This is a genomic window from Kitasatospora cineracea (assembly GCF_003751605.1).
Lineage (GTDB): Bacteria > Actinomycetota > Actinomycetes > Streptomycetales > Streptomycetaceae > Kitasatospora > Kitasatospora cineracea.
In genome coordinates this window covers 701,244-716,868 of sequence record NZ_RJVJ01000002.1, presented here as the reverse complement: position 1 = coordinate 716,868, position 15,625 = coordinate 701,244, and the positions used below count along the sequence as shown (strand labels likewise).

General features: G+C 74.6%; 15 protein-coding genes. 9 read left to right on the top strand and 6 right to left on the bottom strand.

Going from position 1 to position 15,625, the window contains the following annotated elements; genetic code table 11:
- Window positions 1-50 precede the first annotated feature (50 nt).
- On the top strand, window positions 51-1,400 hold the full coding sequence (locus EDD39_RS29705; RefSeq protein ID WP_123561954.1) for an MFS transporter: 1,350 nt from the start codon (window positions 51-53) through the stop codon (window positions 1,398-1,400).
- On the opposite strand, the gene EDD39_RS29700 is transcribed toward EDD39_RS29705, so the two are convergent.
- Together EDD39_RS29700 and EDD39_RS29695 are read right to left on the bottom strand one after the other, a co-directional pair.
- A complete protein-coding gene (locus EDD39_RS29700) occupies window positions 1,394-2,488 on the bottom strand; it encodes a sugar ABC transporter substrate-binding protein (RefSeq protein WP_123561952.1) in 1,095 nt (364 codons plus the stop codon). The two genes, EDD39_RS29705 and EDD39_RS29700, sit on opposite strands and share 7 nt — an antisense overlap.
- 161 nt (window positions 2,489-2,649) lie before the next feature.
- Window positions 2,650-3,651 (bottom strand): EamA family transporter, encoded by a 1,002-nt coding sequence (locus tag EDD39_RS29695; RefSeq protein WP_123561950.1) that lies wholly within the window; start codon window positions 3,649-3,651, stop codon window positions 2,650-2,652.
- Window positions 3,652-3,897: 246 nt separating this feature from the next.
- Here EDD39_RS29695 and EDD39_RS29690 point away from each other — a divergent pair, with 246 nt between their 5' ends.
- Both EDD39_RS29690 and EDD39_RS29685 read left to right on the top strand, forming a co-directional pair.
- Window positions 3,898-5,409: a lipase maturation factor family protein gene (locus tag EDD39_RS29690; protein ID WP_244257355.1), complete on the top strand. Its 1,512-nt coding sequence runs from the start codon at window positions 3,898-3,900 to the stop codon at window positions 5,407-5,409.
- A 253-nt stretch (window positions 5,410-5,662) separates the two neighbouring features.
- On the top strand, window positions 5,663-7,549 hold the full coding sequence (locus EDD39_RS29685) for a hypothetical protein (protein WP_148089558.1): 1,887 nt from the start codon (window positions 5,663-5,665) through the stop codon (window positions 7,547-7,549).
- 81 nt (window positions 7,550-7,630) lie between these two features.
- On the opposite strand, the gene EDD39_RS29680 is transcribed toward EDD39_RS29685, so the two are convergent.
- Window positions 7,631-8,080, bottom strand: coding sequence for a nucleoside deaminase (locus tag EDD39_RS29680; protein WP_162870245.1), 450 nt, complete (start codon window positions 8,078-8,080; stop codon window positions 7,631-7,633).
- A 118-nt stretch (window positions 8,081-8,198) separates the two neighbouring features.
- The gene (locus EDD39_RS29675; protein WP_123561943.1) at window positions 8,199-8,960 is read right to left on the bottom strand and encodes a DeoR/GlpR family DNA-binding transcription regulator; all 762 of its coding nucleotides are present in this window, start codon (window positions 8,958-8,960) and stop codon (window positions 8,199-8,201) included.
- 90 nt (window positions 8,961-9,050) lie between these two features.
- Between EDD39_RS29675 and EDD39_RS29670 the strand changes: the two genes are divergently transcribed.
- The 3 genes from EDD39_RS29670 to EDD39_RS29660 all read left to right on the top strand — a co-directional run bounded on the left by EDD39_RS29670 (window position 9,051) and on the right by EDD39_RS29660 (window position 12,610).
- Window positions 9,051-10,334: an MFS transporter gene (locus tag EDD39_RS29670; RefSeq protein WP_244257354.1), complete on the top strand. Its 1,284-nt coding sequence runs from the start codon at window positions 9,051-9,053 to the stop codon at window positions 10,332-10,334.
- A gap of 104 nt (window positions 10,335-10,438) precedes the next feature.
- Window positions 10,439-11,389, top strand: coding sequence for an EI24 domain-containing protein (locus EDD39_RS29665; protein ID WP_123561940.1), 951 nt, complete (start codon window positions 10,439-10,441; stop codon window positions 11,387-11,389).
- Window positions 11,390-11,464: 75 nt separating this feature from the next.
- Window positions 11,465-12,610, top strand: a complete 1,146-nt coding sequence (locus tag EDD39_RS29660) for a cytochrome P450 (RefSeq protein ID WP_123561938.1) — start codon at window positions 11,465-11,467, stop codon at window positions 12,608-12,610.
- Window positions 12,611-12,683: 73 nt separating this feature from the next.
- Here the strand turns inward: EDD39_RS29660 and EDD39_RS29655 are convergent, their stop codons facing one another.
- A complete protein-coding gene (locus EDD39_RS29655) occupies window positions 12,684-12,941 on the bottom strand; it encodes a hypothetical protein (RefSeq protein ID WP_030462512.1) in 258 nt (85 codons plus the stop codon).
- A 168-nt stretch (window positions 12,942-13,109) separates the two neighbouring features.
- Here EDD39_RS29655 and EDD39_RS29650 point away from each other — a divergent pair, with 168 nt between their 5' ends.
- Window positions 13,110-13,448 (top strand): antibiotic biosynthesis monooxygenase family protein, encoded by a 339-nt coding sequence (locus EDD39_RS29650; protein ID WP_162870244.1) that lies wholly within the window; start codon window positions 13,110-13,112, stop codon window positions 13,446-13,448.
- A gap of 14 nt (window positions 13,449-13,462) precedes the next feature.
- Here the strand turns inward: EDD39_RS29650 and EDD39_RS29645 are convergent, their stop codons facing one another.
- Window positions 13,463-13,918, bottom strand: coding sequence for an Lrp/AsnC family transcriptional regulator (locus EDD39_RS29645; RefSeq protein WP_123561934.1), 456 nt, complete (start codon window positions 13,916-13,918; stop codon window positions 13,463-13,465).
- Between the two features lie 125 nt (window positions 13,919-14,043).
- Here EDD39_RS29645 and EDD39_RS29640 point away from each other — a divergent pair, with 125 nt between their 5' ends.
- Both EDD39_RS29640 and EDD39_RS29635 read left to right on the top strand, forming a co-directional pair.
- A complete protein-coding gene (locus EDD39_RS29640; protein ID WP_123561932.1) occupies window positions 14,044-14,673 on the top strand; it encodes a LysE family translocator in 630 nt (209 codons plus the stop codon).
- 74 nt (window positions 14,674-14,747) lie between these two features.
- Window positions 14,748-15,620 carry a hypothetical protein gene (locus tag EDD39_RS29635; protein WP_123561930.1) on the top strand — a complete coding sequence of 291 codons (873 nt, stop codon included), beginning with the start codon at window positions 14,748-14,750 and terminating at the stop codon, window positions 15,618-15,620.
- Window positions 15,621-15,625: the final 5 nt, after the last annotated feature.

The window sequence follows — 15,625 nt, the reverse complement described above, 5'->3', positions numbered from 1 at the left end:
GTCGCCGGCGGGACGCACCGCCACGGCGGTTCGGGTACTAGCTTTCCGCCGTGGGAGATCGGAGGAACCGGCCGCTGCGGGTGCTGCTCGGCGCGTCCGTGCTGGCCAACACCGGCGACGGCGTGCTGCGCACCGGCCTGCTGCTGGTGGTGGCGCACCTGACGGGGTCGGTGAACGCCTCGTCGCTGGTGATGGCGGTCAGCACGGTGCCGTGGCTGCTGTTCGGCATCCCGGCCGGGCTGCTCGCCGACCGGGCCGGGCGCAAGGGCCTGATGGTGGCCGCGGACGGGGCGCGGGCGCTGCTGATCCTCGGGATCGGGGCCGCCGCCTGGGCCGGGGCGCTGTCGCTGCCGCTGCTGCTGGCCCTGGCGTTCCTGGTCGGCACCGCCGAGACGGTGTTCAACACCAGCAGCGAGACCGTCCTGCCGACCGTCGTCCCCGCCGCGGAGCTGGCCCGGGCCAACGGGCAGCTCGCCACCACCGTCCGGGTCACCGGCCAGTTCGTCGCCCCCGCGCTGGCCGGCTGGCTGACCGCACTGGCCGCCCCCGTCACCTTCCTGGTCGCGGGCGCCGGCTACCTGGGCTCGATGCTGCGGCTCACCGCCCTGCCGCCCGGGACCGGCCGCGTCCCGGGCCCGGAACGGGCAGAACGGGGAGGCGCAGAATGGGGAACGGCGGAACGGGGAGGGGCCGGGCGGTCGGGGGTGTGGGACGGCCCGGCGTTCCTGCTGCGCAACCGGGTGGTCCGGGTGATCACGCTGGCCGGGGTGCTCACCACGCTGGCGAACACCTCGTTCCTGGCGCTGTTCGTGGTGTACGCGACCAGCGGCCCGCTGCACCTCGGCGACGCGGGCTACGGCGTGCTGCTCAGCTCGGTGGGCGTCGGCACCGCGTTCGGCTCGCTCACCGCGCACCGGGCCGAACGCCGCTTCGGCAGCGCGCCGGTGCTGTGCGCGACCCGGCTCGGCTGGGGGCTGGTGTTCACCGCGCCGGTGTTCCTGCACGGCCCGGCGCTGTTCGCGGCGATGACGGTCGGCAGCGGCCTGGGCGGCATGTGGGGCGTGCTCACCGTGACGATCCGCCAGCGGCTGACCCCGCCGCGGATCCGCGGCGCGGTGGGCGGCGCCTACCGGGCGGCGATCATGAGCGCGATGCCGGCCGGCGCGGCCGTCGGCCTGCTGCTCCAGCGGCTGCTGGGCACGCCCGGCACCTTCCTGCTGTTCGGCGCCGGCATGGTGGCGCTGGCCGTCCCGGTCTGGCGGGCCGTCACCGCCGAGCAGCCGGGAGCGGAGCAGCCCGGGGTCGAACGGCCGGGGCCGGAAGGGCCGGAGCGGCCGGAGGGGGAGCGGGCGGGGCGGCACCCCCGCACAAGGCGTCGCGCCGCCCGCTCCGGTCAGTAGGAGCCGGGGATGCCGGCGTCCTTGCAGGCCTTGGCGAACTGCGGGGTGCAGATCTCCTCGGCCTTGTAGAGGCCGCCGTCGATGACCGTCTCGGCGATCTTGTCCTTGGTGACCACGACCGGGGTGAGCAGCATCGAGGGGATCTGCTTGTCGCCGGACTGGGTGACGGCGGCCGCCACCGAGGTGATGTCGATGCCCTTGACCAGGTAGACCGCCATGTTGGCGGCGGCCTCGGTCTCCGGCTGGTACGGCTTGTAGATGGTGTACGCCTGCTCGCCGGTGAGGATCCGGCGGATCGCGTCCAGCGAGGCGTCCTGCCCGCCGACCGGCACGTCGGTGCGGCCGGCCTTGTGCAGCGCGTCGATGATGGCGCCGGCCATGCCGTCGTTGGCCGAGTAGACGGCCTGGAAGCCGTTCTTGCCGAGCTTGGAGACCGCCTCGTCGATCTTCGACGCGGCGACGTCGGGCTTCCACTCGCCGGACTGCTCGTAGGCGATCCGCTTGACCTTGCCGTCCAGGGCCAGGTGCGCGCCGGTCTTGAAGGCGCCGGCGTTGGGGTCGGTCTCCGCGCCGTTGATCATCAGGATCTCGGAGTCGGCGGGCTTCTTGCCGGCCCGGCCCATCGCGTCCAGCAGGGCCTGGCCCTGGAGTTCGCCGGTGCGCTGGTTGTCGAAGGAGATGTAGGCGATGACGTCGCCGGCGGCCAGCCGGTCGTACGCGATGACCTTGGTGCCCTTCTTCTTGGCCTCCTCGACCCAGGGCGCGGTGACGGCGGCGTTCACCGGGTCGAGCAGGATCACCTTGACCCCGCGCGAGAGCAGCGCGTCGAACTGCTGCTTCTGGACCTTCTCGTCGCCGTCGGCGTTGGCGTAGTCGAGGGTGCACTTGGTGCACAGCCCCTCGACCGAGGTCTGGATCAACGGCTTGTCGAACGCCTCGTAGCGGGTGGACGAGGAGCGCTCGGGCAGCAGCAGTCCGATGGACTGGTTGCCCGAGGACGAGGACTTGTCGTCCCCGCAGGCGGCGAGCGACAGCGTCATCGACACGGCGGCCGTGCCGATGACGAGTCGACGCGTCATCGAGTTCATGGTGGGTGGTGCCTCCCTGACAGCGCCGTGTCCCTACGGCGAGGTGAAGGGGAGTCAAGCCCACCCGTCATGTGTCGTCAAGAAGTAAATCATTGGTCGGGACGATTCGACCAACTCGTTACCTTCTTGAATTCAACCCGGGAGGTTCGTTCACGGAGCTCTCATCGCTCGTTCCGCGCGACCAGGAACACCCCGCCGACCACGATCGCCCCGCCGACCATGATCGGCCAGGTCAGCGCCTCGGAGAGGAAGAGCCAGCCGAGGAAAACCGCCACCACCGGATTGACGTACGCGTAGGTCGCCACCAGTGGAAGCGGCGCGCGCTGCAACAGCCACGCGTAAGACGTGAACGCGACAATGGAGCCGAACAGCACCAGGTACACCAGCCCCGCCCACGACCCCGCGGACACCGCCCCCGGATCGAACCCGCCCGGCTCGCCCCGGACGAACGACAGCGCCAGCGCGCCCAGCGCACCCGCCAGCATTTCGTACACGCTCGCCACGAACGGATCGGCCGGCATCGGCAGCCGCCCCGCCAGCACCGAGCCCAGCGCCCACACCACCGCCGCGCCCACCACCAGCAGCAGGCCGGACAGCCCGACCGCACCCGTCAGCCCCGGCGCGGTCAGCACCACCAGGCCCACCAGCCCGACCAGCACCCCCGCCAGCGTGGTCCGGCCGGTCCGGGCCCCGAACGCCCGGCGCAGCAGCACCACCCAGAGCGGCACGCTCGCCACCATCAGCGCCGCCAGCCCCGACGGGACGGTCCGCTCGGCCAGCACCACCAGGCCGTTGCCGCCGACCAGCAGCAGCACGCCCACCAGGAAGGCGGAGGCGAACTGACGCCACGTCACCCGCAGCGCCCGCCACCCCTGACGGGCCGCCAGGCCCGCACCGAGCAGCAGCGCCGCCGCCCCGAAGCGCAGCGCGCCCGACAGCAGCGGCGGCATGGTCTCCACCACCACCCGGATCGCCAGGTAGGTCGACCCCCACACCACGTACACGATGCCGAGCGCCGCCCACACCGCCGCCCCGAGCCCGGCCGCGGGCGCCTTCCCGGCCGTGGACGCCTTCCCGGCCGCGGGCGCGGTCCCGGAGCGGGAGGACGGGGGCGGACAGTCGGGGCCGGCGTCGGCCGGGGACTGCGGAGAGGGTGCGGACATGGGCGTCTCCTGGTCTTGGTCCTGACGGGGTGCGTTCGGCGGAATGACACCACACTCCGTCCGCGGCCGACAGGGGGTTTCCGGACCGGGGACGGGTCACTACGCGCGAACGCCCCCCGCCGCACGCCGGGCAGGGCCGACCGGATGAACCGGCGCACCACCGTGCCCCCGGCCGGGCCGCCCCGGCCGCGCCGGATGGTAGGCATGGGGGCGGCCCCGAGCGCAGCCGACCGAAGGAGCGGCCGCATGGCATGGCTCGCCGCACCCGAGTACCGGCTCGCCCGCGAGCTGTTCCTGCGCCTGCTCGCCCTCGTCTACTGCTGCGGATTCCTCGCCGCCGCCCGCCAGTTCCCCGCCCTGCTCGGCAGCCGCGGCATGCTCCCGATCCCGCGCTTCCTGGCCCGCGTCCCGTTCCGCCGCGCCCCCAGCCTGTTCCACTGGCACTACAGCGACCGCCTGTACGCCGCCGTCGCCCGGACCGGCCTGCTGCTGTCCGCCGCCCTGCTCGCCGGGGCGGCCGACCTGCTGCCGCTCGGCGCCGCGATGGCCCTGTGGGCGCTGCTCTGGGCGCTCTACCTGTCGATCGTCAACACCGGGCAGACCTGGTACGCCTTCGGGTGGGAGTCCCTGCTGCTGGAGGCCGGCGCCCTCGCCGTGTTCCTCGGCAACGATCGGGTCGCCCCGCCGCTGCTCGTGCTGTGGCTGCTGCGCTGGCTGCTGTTCCGGGTCGAGTTCGGCGCCGGACTGATCAAGTGGCGCGGCGACGCCTGCTGGCGCAAGCTCACCTGCCTCTACCACCACCACGAGACCCAGCCCATGCCCGGCCCGCTCAGCTGGTTCTTCCACCACCTGCCCCGCCCGCTGCACAAGGCCGAGGCCGCCGCCAACCACGTCGTCCAACTCGCCGTCCCCTTCGCCCTGTTCCTCCCGCAGCCGATCGCCTCCGACGCCGCCCTGCTGATGATCGCCACCCAGCTGTGGCTGATCGCCTCCGGCAACTTCGCCTGGCTGAACTGGCTCACCGTCGCCCTCGCCCTGGCCGTCCTCGACACCGGCACGCTGCGCCGCGTCCTGCCGATCGGCCCCGACCCCGGCTACCCCGGCCAACCCGTCTGGTACCAGGTGCTGGTGGCCGCCTACGCCCTGCTGGTCCTGGCCCGCTCCTGGCAGCCCGCCCGCAACCTGGTCTCCCCGCGCCAGCAGATGAACCGCTCCTGGGACCGCCTCCACCTGGTCAACAGCTACGGCGCGTTCGGCTCCGTCAACCGGACCCGGTACGAGATCGTCCTCGAAGGCACCCGCGACGTTCACGGCACCGACGGCTGGCAGGAGTACGAATTCCCCGGCAAGCCCGGCGAACTGCGCCGCCTGCCACGGCAGTTCGCGCCCTACCACCTGCGCCTCGACTGGCTGATGTGGTTCGCCGCGATCTCCCCCTCCTACGCCCGCCCCTGGTTCCTCCCGCTGCTCGCCCGCCTGCTCGTCAACGACCCCGACACCCTGCGGCTGCTGCGCCGCAACCCCTTCCCCGACGCCCCGCCCGCCCTGGTCCGGGCCCGCCTGTACCGCTACCGCTTCACCGACGGCCCCGAACTGCGCGCCACCGGCGCCTGGTGGCACCGCGACCACGTCCGCGACCACCAGCCCCCCGTCGGACTCGCCGCCCTGCGCCGCCACGCACCCCCCGACCCCACCGCCCGGCCCGCAGGCCGAGACTCCACCCGGCACCCCACCCGGCACCCCGGAGAGGACCGATGACCCCACCCAACTCCCGCCCCCCACCCCGCCGGGGCGTACTGTCGGTGCCGCTCCCTACCGTACGGACCACGCGGACGGGCCCCGCGCCCACCGCCACCGGTCCGCCGCGGCCCGGCATTTCACGGAGGGCCGGTGCGTGCGCGGCTCGAACGCGCACCCGTATTCTGGCCTCCCGCGACGCCACTGCCGCCGCACCCACCCCACCCGCCCCGCCAGTCCTTCTGCCAGCCAAACGCCACGAACCGGACTTCACATGACAGTGCGCACCCTGAACGACGCCGACGACGCGGCGTCCGAGACCGCGTCCGCGACGGACGGCGAGACCCGCCAGAGCACCCGTGAGGAACTCGGCCGCTTCGCCGACCAGGGCGGATTCGCCCTCACCGCCGACGCCAACCCCTGGCTGGAGGCCGCCGAGACCCTCACCGGTCCCGAGGACGCCCGCGCCGCCTCCACCGTCCTCGCCGAACTCCGCAGCCGCGACACCCGCGCCGTCGGCCAGGCCGCCAACGCCATCGCCGCCAAGGCCGGCCTCGACATCCCCGACACCCTCGGCGGCCTCACCACCCTGCTCGACCTCCTCCAGCGCGTCCACGCCACCTCCGCGGCGCTGCGCACCGAGGTCTACGAACAGGACCTCGCCGAACTCGCCGCCGCCACCGGCAACTCCGCCTACCGCAAGGACGCCGGCGCCAAGCTCGGCTGGAACCGCCGCCGCCAGCTCCGCGCCCAGGCCCGGGCCCTCGCCACCGCCGGCACCCGCCCCGGCCGCACCGACCTGCACACCGCGCTGGTCGCCGCCGCGGCCGCCCACCGCGACTGGACCGCCCTCTCCGGCGCGTCCTCCCGCCCCTCGGTGCCCGTCGACGGAGCCCTGCTCACCGAGACGGCCGGCGTCGTCGAATCACTGGCCGACGCCGTCCGCTCGCTGGCCCGCCTCCTCCCCGAGCGCGCCCTCGACTCCCTGCCGCTCACCGAACTCGCCGACCTCGTCGACCGCCTCGCCGCCGACGAGGGCACCCTCTACCGCCTCTCCGCCCTCCGCCAGCTCCGCCTCGAACTCGCCGAGCAGGGACTGACGGAACTGCTGGGGGAGCTGCACGAGCGCCAAGCCGACAAGGACGCTGCGCTGGCGGCGTACGACCGGCACGTCGCCGCGAAGACCGCGCTGGCGGGGGGGCCGCGACCGGCGGCGGAGGACGAGGTCGCTGCCGAGGCTGTTGCGGTGGAGACCGAGACCGAGGTCGAGGCCGAGCCGGTGGTTGAGGAGGCTGCGGTTGAGGTCGCCGTCGAGGAGCCGGTAGCCGAGGAGACCGTAGCTGTCGAGCCCGAGGCGGAGGAGACTGCGCCCGAGGTCGAGGCTGCCGTCGAGGAGCCGGAGGCCGTTGAGGTCGAGGCCGAGCCGGTGGTTGAGGAGGCTGCGGTTGAGGTCGCCGTCGAGGAGCCGGTGGCCGAGGAGACCGTAGCTGTCGAGCCGGAGGCCGTTGAGGTCGAGGCCGAGCCCGAGGCTGTTGCCGAGGAGCTGGTGACCGAGCCGGAGCCTGAGGCTGAGGTTGTCGCCGAGGAGCCGGAGGCCGTTGAGCCGGAGGTTGCCGAGGTCGCTGAGGAGCCGGTGGCCGAGCCGGAGCCGGAGGCCGCTGAAGCCGCTGAGCCCGAGGCCGAGGTCGCCGTCGAGGAGCCGGAGGCCGTTGAGGCCGAGGCTGCGCCCGAGGTTGAGGCCGTTGCCGAGGAGCCCGAGCCCGAGGCTGTTGTCGAGCCGGTGACTGAGCCCGAGCCGGAGGCCGTCGAGGTCGTTGAGCCCGAGCCCGAGCCCGAGCCGGTTGCCATCGAGCCGGAGCCGGAGCCGGAGCCGGAGCCGGTTGCCGTCGAGCCCGTGGTCGTGCCGGAGGTGGTGCTGGCGGAGCCGGCGCCGGTTTCGGTGGCGGCGGGGTGGGCGAAGCCCGAGTTGGTGCCGGGGAAGCCGATCACCGGGTACTCCGCGGAGGAGCTGGTCGCGTTGGTGGGCTGGCTGGACTCGGACGGGGAGAAGCGCAGTGACGACGAGTTGCTGCGGGCGGCGATGAAGGAGCTGGGGTTCGCCCGGCTCGGGCCGCGGATCAAGGAGGCGCTGGGGGCCGCGGTGGCTTCCGTGCGCGGCTGACGGTCCGTCAGGAGTGGGGCTTCCGCCCGTCGTTGCGCCCGGGGCGCGGCGGCGGGCGGTGCCGTTCCGGTGGGGGTGGGGTCATTCGCCGATGTCCTCGGACCAGAGGTCGGGGCGGGCGGCGGTGAAGTCGGCCATCAGGCGGACGCAGTGCGGGTCGTCGAGCAGGGTGATGCCGGTGCCGTGGGCGGCGAGCCAGTCGTGGCCGCCGGTGAAGGTGGTGGATTCGCCGATCACCACGTGGCCGATGCCGAACTGGCGGACCAGGCCCGAGCAGTACCAGCAGGGGGAGAGGGTGGTGACCATCACCGTGTCGCGGTAGCCGCGCAGCCGGCCGGCGGCGCGGAACGCGGCGGTCTCGGCGTGCAGGGAGGGGTCGCCGTCCTGCACGCGGCGGTTGTGCCCGCGTCCGAGGAGCCGTCCGTCGCGCCGGAACAGGGCGGCCCCGATCGGGATGCCGCCCTCCGCGAGTCCGGTTTCCGCCTCGGCCACCGCGACGTCCAGCCATGCCCGGGCCTGTTCCGCTGTCACCCGACCGTTCACCGGCCACCTCCGTCGTCCTGTCGCGGGTCCGTGCCGTCCACCCTCTCCGGGTACCCGCGCCGGGGGGTCGCGGCACGCCGGGCGGCACGTCGGGCGGGGCGCCGGGTCAGGCGAGGGTGACGGTGACGCCGGCGGCTTCGAGGGCGGTGATCTCGGCGGCGGGGGCGGTGGGGTCGGTGACGAGGGTGTGGATGCGGTCGGTGGGGACGGCGCGGGCGAAGGCGGTGCGGCCGAGTTTGCCGCCGTCGGCGGCGGCGACGGTGCGGCGGGCGGCGGCGGTGGCGGCCTTCTTGACGGTGGCGTCGTCGAGGTCGTAGGCGGTCAGGCCGTCGGCGGCGCTGAGCGCGCAGCAGCCGACGACGGCGGTGTCGAAGCGCAGGGCGGAGAGCGAGGCGAGGGTGAGCGGGCCGGTGAGGGCGCCCTCGGTGGCGCGGGGCTGTCCGCCGGGGACGATCAGGGTGGCCGGGCCGGGGGTGTCGCCGAGGACGTGGATGGCGGGCAGCGAGAGCGGCATCACGGTGACGGGGCGCTCGCGCAGCAGGCGGGCGAGTTCCAGGCAGGTGGTGCCGCTGTCGAGGACGACGGTCTCGCCGTCGGCGATCAGCGCGGAGATCGCGGCGGCGATCCGGCGTTTGGCGTCGACGGCCTCGCGGGCGCGCAGCGCGAACGGGGGTTCCTCGCCGCGCAGCAGCAGGGTGCGGGCGCCGCCGCGGAAGCGTTCCAGCACGCCCTGGGCGGAGAGGGCGTCCAGGTCGCGGCGGACGGTCATCTCGGAGGCGCCGGTGAGGGCGGCGAGCTCCGGGACGGTGGCGCTGCCCGCGTCCCGGACGGTCTGGGCGATCAGGGCGTGCCGCTCCGAGTTGTTCATACCGAGATTGAACCGCACCCCGCAACGCACAGGCAATCTGTTCGTTGAGCCCACTTTCGAACAGATGGAATGTTCGTTATGGTCGTCGGCATGGAACAACGGCTCCGAGCCGCCCGCGTGGCGACCTACGTCTACTTCGTCCTGTGCGGCACCCTGATGGGCGCCTGGGTGGTGCACATCCCCGCGATCGAGTCCCGGGTCGGCATCGGCCACGCCGCGCTCGGCGGCCTGCTGGTGCTGCTGGGCCTGGGCGCCTTCGCGGGCATGCGGGCGGCCGGGAGCCTGACCGACCGCCTCGGCGCGCGCACCGTCGTCCCGGCCTCCGGCGCGCTGTGCGCCGCGTCACTGGTGCTGCCCGGCCTGGCCCCGAACCCGTGGACGCTGGCCGGTGCGCTGCTGGTCTTCGGCTTTGCCAACGGCTGCCTGGACGTCAGCATGAACGCCCACGCCGTGCACGTGGAGCAGGCGTACGGGCGCCCCGTGATGTCCGGCTTCCACGCCACCTTCTCGGTCGGCGGGGTGATCGCCGCCGGCGCCGCCGCCGCGGCCGCCGCCACCGGCCTGGGCCCGGCCGCCACCCTCGCCCTGCTCGGCGCGGCCGGCCTCGCCGTCGCCCTGCTGACCGCCCGCAGCCTGCTGCCCGGCACCGCGGCGCCCGCCGACGGCGAGGCCGTGGACGGGAAGCCGACCGGAGCCCCCGCCGCCCCTGCCGACAGCGCCACCCCTGCCGACAGCGCCGTCCCTGCCGACAGCCGCGCCACCACCGACCGCGACGCCCGCCGCCGGATCCGGGTGCTCGCCGTGCTGGCGCTGATGGTGATGCTCAGCGAGGGCGCCGCCAACGACTGGAGCGCCCTGCACCTCAAGGACGTGCTCGGCGCGCCCGCGAGCACCGCCGCGTTCGCCTACGGCACCTACGCGGCCGCGATGACCGTCGGCCGCCTGCTCGCCGACCGGTTCGCGGCCCGCCACGGGGCGACCGCGGTGCTGCGGTACGGGGCGGCGACGGCCGCGCTCGGCATCACCGTCGCCGCGCTGACGCCCTGGGTGTGGGCGGCGTTCCTCGGTTGGGCGCTGTTCGGCCTCGGCCTGTCCGGGTGCGTCCCGCAGCTGTTCAGCGCCGCCGGGCACGCCGACCCCGCCGCCGCGGGCGCCAACGTCTCCCGGGTCGCCGGGCTCGGCTACCTCGGCATGCTGGCCGGCCCCGCCGTCATCGGCTGGCTCACCCACCTGACCGCCCTGAACCACGCCTTCCTGCTGCTCACCCTGCTGTGCGCGACCGCCGCCGCGTCCGCCGGGATCCTGCGCGGCGCCGCCCGGCCCGCCGCCACCACCGACCGGGTCCCCGCCCCGGCGGGCGGCGGCACCCCCTGAGACCGCCCGTGCGGCCCGGGCCGGGGCCGCACGGGCCGGAACGGCCGGCGGGGTGGCGACGGGTGGGCGCCCGGCCGGTTTGACGGTTCCTTTAAGGTTCGGGAATGCGAGATTTCGGGGCGGGACTGCGGTTCCTGTTCAACGGGCAGCGGTGGGTGGCGCGGCACGGCCGCTGGTGGGGCTTCGGGATGATCCCGGCGCTGATCGCCCTGGTCGGCTACGTGGCCGTGCTGGCGGTGCTGATCGTCTACGCGGGCGACCTGGCCGCCTGGGCGACGCCGTTCGCGGACGGCTGGAGCGAACCGTGGCGCGACGTCGTGCGCACGGTCCTCGCCGTGGTGGCGGTCGGCGCGGGCGGACTGCTGGCGATGCTGACCTTCACGGCGGTGACGCTGCTGATCGGCGAACCGTTCTACGAGTCGCTGTCGGCGAAGGTCGAGGAGACCGAGGGCGGCGGCCCGCCGGAACCGGACGTCCCGCTCTGGCGGCAGCTGTGGACCGCCGCCCGGGACAGCCTCGCGGTGCTGCTGCGGGCGGCCGCGTTCGGGATCGTGCTGTTCCTGTGCGGGTTCGTCCCGGTGCTCGGGCAGACCGTCGTCCCGGTGGTGGCGCTCTGCGTCTCCGGCTTCTACCTGGCCGCCGAACTGACCGGCACGCCGCTGCAGAAGCGCGGCCTGACCCAGAAGCAGCGGCTGCGGCTGCTGCGCTCCCGGCTGCCGATGACGCTCGGCTTCGGCGCCGGCCTGGCCCTGCTGTTCCTGGTCCCGGTCGTGACGGTGCTGGCGATGCCCGGCGCGGTGGCCGGCGCGACCCTGCTGGCCCGCGAACTCGCCCCGTACGAGCCCGAGGACGCGCCGGACCCGGAGCCCGCGGACGACGACCCGGAGCCGGCCCACGACGACCGGCCGCCGTACGGGCAGCCGCCGTATGGGCAGCCGTCGGGCGGGCAGCACCCCTACGGCCAGAACCCGTACGGCCAGAACCCGTACGGCCAGAACCCCTACGACCAGCAGCCCGACGGCCGGAACCCGTACGCCACTGACCCGCAGGTGTGACGTCCGGCGTCCGGACCGGTCGCCTACGGTGACGGCGATTTGACGTAGCGTCACGGCCTGCGCGATAACGTCCCCATGGCCGTATCCGTGGACGCCGCCCCGCGCGGCATCGATCTCGGCGACCCCGCGTTCTGGCGGCTCCCCGAGGAGGCGCGGGCGGTGGCGTTCGCCCGCCTGCGCGAGCGCCCCGGCCCGGTCGGGTTCACCGACCGGGCGACGGGGCGGCGCTGCTGGGCGCTGGTCCGGCACGCCGACGTGGCGGCGGCCAGCCGGGCGCCGGAGGTGTACCTGGCGGGGCAGGGGCCGTCCCGCTGGGTGACGCGGGCGCTGTTTGGCGACTCGCTGCTCGACCTGGACGACCCGCGGCACGCCGAACTGCGCCGGACGGTCGGCCGGGCGTTCCCGCCCCGGCCCGCCGCCGACGCCGAGCGGGACCTTTGGGCCCTCGCCGCCGAACTGGTCGACCGGGTGGAACGGGAGCGCCCGACCGACTTCGTGGCCGCCGTCGCCGCCGAGTTCCCGCACCGGGCGCTCTGCGCCCTGCTCGGCCTGCCGCCCGAACGCCTGCACCGGACCGCGGCGCCCACCGGGGGCGACGGCCCGCGGGCCCGGCTGGCCCTCCGGCTGGCGGTCTCCGCCACCGTCCGCGAACGCCGCCGCCGGCCGACCGGCGACCTGCTCTCCGCACTGGCCGCCCCCGCCCCGGACGGCCGCGGCCCCGGCACCCGCGAACTGGCCGCCTTCTGCTCCCTGCTGCTGACCCACGGCGCCCGGACCACCCGCGACGCGCTCACCCGCGGCCTGCACCTGCTCACCGCCAACCCCGCCCAGCGCGCCCTGCTGCTCGCCGACCCGGACGCGCACCTGGGCGGCGCGGTGGAGGAGATCGCCCGCTGCGCCGCCCCGTTCGCCCGCTCCCACCGCACCGTCGCCGTCGACCACCGGCTGTCCGGCATCCGCCTCGCCGCGGGCGACCGGGTGCTGCTCTGCCACGGCTCCGCCAACCGCGACGAAGCGGTCTTCGCCGCCCCCGACACCTTCGACATCACCCGCTCGCCCAACCCCCACCTCGGCTTCGGCGGCGGCGGCCCGCACTTCTGCCTCGGCGCCCACCTGGCCCGCCGGCACCTGCGGATCCTGCTGCGCGAACTGCTCACCCGCCTCCCGGAGATCCGCGCCACCACCGCTCCCTCCGGGGCCGGGCTGGGGTTCACCTTCTGACGCCCCGGCGGCGACGGACGAGGGGCGGCCACCACACACCGCGGTGGCCGCCCCTCGTCCGTCGGTGCCGGGGTCAGGACGGGTGGCTGCCCACCGCGTCGCGGACCTCCGCGCCCAGGACGCTGTTGGCGCGGGCGCAGTGGGCGCAGCAGAAGAAGCGGCCGGCGACCTCGACGCCGTGGCCGACGATGCGGACGGTGCACTGCTCGCAGCGCGGGGCGAGCTTCTCCATCGCGCACTCGAAGCTGTCGAAGACGTAGGTGTCGCCGGTGATCGTCTTGATCTCGAAGGACAGCCAGTAGTCGTTCTGGCACACCACGCAGACCGCCATGTCGGGGCTCCTCTCGTCGAACGGGTTCACCGCCGAGTCTTGGCCCGGGAGGGGCGGGCGGCAATCGGCGGCGGTCCGAACGGAGAAAAGCGGAGGAAGCGGGAGGAAAAGGAGAGGGGCCGTCCGATAATGGGCAGCAGGGTCCGGTGTGCAGCCGAGGAGGCCGAGATGATCATCCGAATCTGGGAGGCGCAGGTCGCCCCGGACCGGGCCGAGGACTTCTGCGCCAGGCTCGCCTCGACCGTGCTGCCCGGCCTCGGCCGGTGGGACGGCTTCCTCGGCGGCGAACTGCTCCGGGCCTGCGCGGACGGGGACCACCGGGTGCAGATGATCACCCGCTGGCGGGACGAGGAGGCCCTGCGGGCGTACGCGGGCCCGATGTGGCGGTTCCGGCCGGTCTGGTCGGAGGGCGAGCTGAACGAACTGGAGCACCCGCCGACGGTGGTGCACTTCCACTCGCTGCGCCGGATCGAGCACGTCCCCGGGAAGCCCGCGGCCGCGGCCTGAACGGGCGCCGGGACTCAGCCGACGGGGATGCCGGTGTCGGCCTTCACCTGCTTCATCGTCAGGTGCGAGTGCACCTGCGCGATGCCCGGCAGGCCGGAGAGCACGTCGGTGACGAAGCGCTCGTACGCGGCGAGGTCGGCCACCGCGACCCGCAGCAGGTAGTCCGGGTCGCCGAACAGGCGGTGCGCCTCGACCACCTCCGGCAGTTCGGCGACCCGGCGCTCGAACTCGGCGACGGTGGCCCGGTCCTCGTGGCGCATCACCACCGTGACGAAGGGCTGGAAGCCGCGGCCGACGGCGGTCGGGTCGAGCCGGGCGCGGTAGCCGCGGATCACGCCCTGCTGCTCCAGGTGCCGGACCCGGCGCAGGCACGGGGACGGCGTCAGGCCGACCCGGTCGGCCAGGTCGGCGTTGCTGATCCGGCCGTCCTGCTGGAGCTCGTGGAGGATTCTGCGGTCAAGGCGGTCCATGGCGCAACATTCTGCCAGAGCGGGGCGTTGACCAGCGAAAACGGGACATCGGCTGCCAACGGTGGACGGCTAGCGTCCAGGGGTTGAGATTTCCGCCCCTCCCCGGGGCCGTCCCGAAGGTGCCCATGGACCCGCACGCCCTGCTGCTCTTCCTCGGCGTCGACGTGCTGCTGGTCTGCACGCCCGGCCCCGACTGGCTGTACATCGCCGCCCGCGGCCTCGGCCAGGGGCGGCGCGCCGCGCTCACCGCCGTCACCGGCGTCTGCGCGGGCTACGCCGTGCACACCCTGCTCTCCGCCGCCGGACTGGCCGCCGCGCTGCGGGCCGTCCCCGCCCTGCTGCCCGTCCTGCGGCTGGCGGGCGCCGGCTACCTGGTGCTGCTCGCCGCGGGCATGCTGCTGGCCCTGCGCCGAGGCGACGGCGGCCGGGCGCTGGCCGCGGCCCGGCCGCAGCCCGTGCGGACGGTGCTGCGGCAGTCCCTGCTGACCGCGCTGCTCAACCCGAAGGGCCTGCTGCTCTACCTGTCGCTGGTCCCGCAGTTCGTCACCCCGGACGGCCCCCTCCCGGTCGGCGGCCAGGTCGCGGCCCTCGGCGCGGTCAACGTGCTGTGCTGCGCGGCCGTCTACTCGGCGGTGGCCCTGGGCGCGGCCCGCCTCGGCCACCGCTTCGGCGCCACCCCGGCCGCGGCCCGCCGCCTCTCGGCGGTCTCGGCGGTCCTGCTGCTGGCGGTCGCGGGGGTGACGGCGACGGCGTGAACACATGTCCCAACTGCCGTGCCAGGTGTACGTTCTGACTGTCCGCCGGGAGCGGACCGGACGGGCGGGGGGCGATGGAGAACAGCAACAGGATCGAGGGCGGCGCCTTCCACGGGCCGGTCGTCCAGGCCGGCGAGGCCACCGTCATCCAGTTCGCTCCCCAGCCGCCGCCGCCCCGGCGGTACCGGGCGCGGTGGATCGCGGCGGTACTGACGGCGGCCCTGCTCGGTGGCGTCGGGGTCTACCTGCACGCCGTCGCGCAGGACAAGGGGCACCGGGCTCCGGCGGCCGTGGTCACGCCCGGCCCGGCGCCCGCGGTGTCCACCCCGGCGGGCGAGCGGATCGACAACGGCGGGGGCTGGGGCCCGGACCGGCCCACCTTCCTGATGTCGTCCCCGGCCGCCTACCCGGTGTTCAACTCCATCACCGACGACCCGGTCCAGGGCGACGAGCGCAACTTCGTCCAGTGCCGGGACAAGCAGTCGGACGCGAAGTTCGGCGAGCAGATGGTGGCCGTCGACGGTCACACCTACCAGGTGTACCTGTTCTACGACAACGCCGTCGCCGCGAACCTCGACTCGATGGCCTCGCCGACCGAGAACGCCCACCGGAATCCGGCGGCGGAGCTGCAGAACGCCCGGGCGCACGTCGAACTGCCCGCCGAGCCGCTGTACAACCCGGGGCTGACCGGCCACCTGACGGCGGACAACGCCCAGGAGGTCTGGGACTCCTGCGACTTCTTCGCCGCCCGCAAGGTCCTGCTGCGCTACGTGCCGGGCTCGGCCCGGCTGGTGACGGTGCACACGCCCGACGCCGGGGTGCCGATGAACGGCGGCGGGGCCGGGCTCGCGGACGGGACGGGGGCGCCGATCGGGGAGCAGCAGGACGGGGTCGTCGGGCAGGACGCCGGCTACCTGCTGTTCGACGTGACGGTGAAACTGTCCTGAGCGGG

Coding starts and splice junctions, on each gene's coding strand:
- EDD39_RS29700 (WP_123561952.1), bottom strand. CDS start 2,488: ATGAACTCGATGACGCGTCGACTCGTCATCGGCACGGCCGCCGTGTCG.
- EDD39_RS29695 (WP_123561950.1), bottom strand. CDS start 3,651: ATGTCCGCACCCTCTCCGCAGTCCCCGGCCGACGCCGGCCCCGACTGT.
- EDD39_RS29690 (WP_244257355.1), top strand. CDS start 3,898: ATGGCATGGCTCGCCGCACCCGAGTACCGGCTCGCCCGCGAGCTGTTC.
- EDD39_RS29685 (WP_148089558.1), top strand. CDS start 5,663: ATGACAGTGCGCACCCTGAACGACGCCGACGACGCGGCGTCCGAGACC.
- EDD39_RS29675 (WP_123561943.1), bottom strand. CDS start 8,960: ATGAACAACTCGGAGCGGCACGCCCTGATCGCCCAGACCGTCCGGGAC.
- EDD39_RS29670 (WP_244257354.1), top strand. CDS start 9,051: ATGGAACAACGGCTCCGAGCCGCCCGCGTGGCGACCTACGTCTACTTC.
- EDD39_RS29665 (WP_123561940.1), top strand. CDS start 10,439: ATGCGAGATTTCGGGGCGGGACTGCGGTTCCTGTTCAACGGGCAGCGG.
- EDD39_RS29660 (WP_123561938.1), top strand. CDS start 11,465: ATGGCCGTATCCGTGGACGCCGCCCCGCGCGGCATCGATCTCGGCGAC.
- EDD39_RS29655 (WP_030462512.1), bottom strand. CDS start 12,941: ATGGCGGTCTGCGTGGTGTGCCAGAACGACTACTGGCTGTCCTTCGAG.
- EDD39_RS29650 (WP_162870244.1), top strand. CDS start 13,110: ATGATCATCCGAATCTGGGAGGCGCAGGTCGCCCCGGACCGGGCCGAG.
- EDD39_RS29645 (WP_123561934.1), bottom strand. CDS start 13,918: ATGGACCGCCTTGACCGCAGAATCCTCCACGAGCTCCAGCAGGACGGC.
- EDD39_RS29640 (WP_123561932.1), top strand. CDS start 14,044: ATGGACCCGCACGCCCTGCTGCTCTTCCTCGGCGTCGACGTGCTGCTG.
- EDD39_RS29635 (WP_123561930.1), top strand. CDS start 14,748: ATGGAGAACAGCAACAGGATCGAGGGCGGCGCCTTCCACGGGCCGGTC.